This is a genomic window from Pseudomonas sp. EA_65y_Pfl1_P113 (assembly GCF_963970525.1).
Lineage (GTDB): Bacteria > Pseudomonadota > Gammaproteobacteria > Pseudomonadales > Pseudomonadaceae > Aquipseudomonas > Aquipseudomonas tritici.
Genome location: NZ_CAXAQM010000751.1, coordinates 1 through 253 on the forward strand (window position 1 = coordinate 1; position 253 = coordinate 253).

Here is a 253-nt window from a genome sequence, read left to right on the forward strand (position 1 = left end):
CTGCTCTCGCCGATCAAAGACGTACGGGCAGGAACGGTGGTGGATATCAAGCACAAGAAATAACGGAATGTCGCATCCTGAACGGTTCACCTTTTTTTGAATAGGTGGGGTTTATGGATCAGTTACGCTTCATCCGTATCGTCAGGGGACGTTTTGAATCGTTCGGATTCGAGGCGCTTGAGCCAAAGGCAGAAGCCGTTGCGCTCCCAATAAAGTATTTTCACCCGATTACGGGGGCGATTCAGAAAAACAA

At 49.0% G+C, this 253-nt stretch carries 1 protein-coding gene; it reads right to left on the reverse strand.

The window, feature by feature from the left end; genetic code table 11:
- Positions 1 to 122: 122 nt before the first annotated feature.
- Positions 123 to 245 (reverse strand): IS66 family insertion sequence element accessory protein TnpB, encoded by a 123-nt coding sequence (tnpB, locus tag AACY52_RS32035; RefSeq protein ID WP_339561649.1) that lies wholly within the window; start codon positions 243 to 245, stop codon positions 123 to 125.
- Positions 246 to 253: the final 8 nt, after the last annotated feature.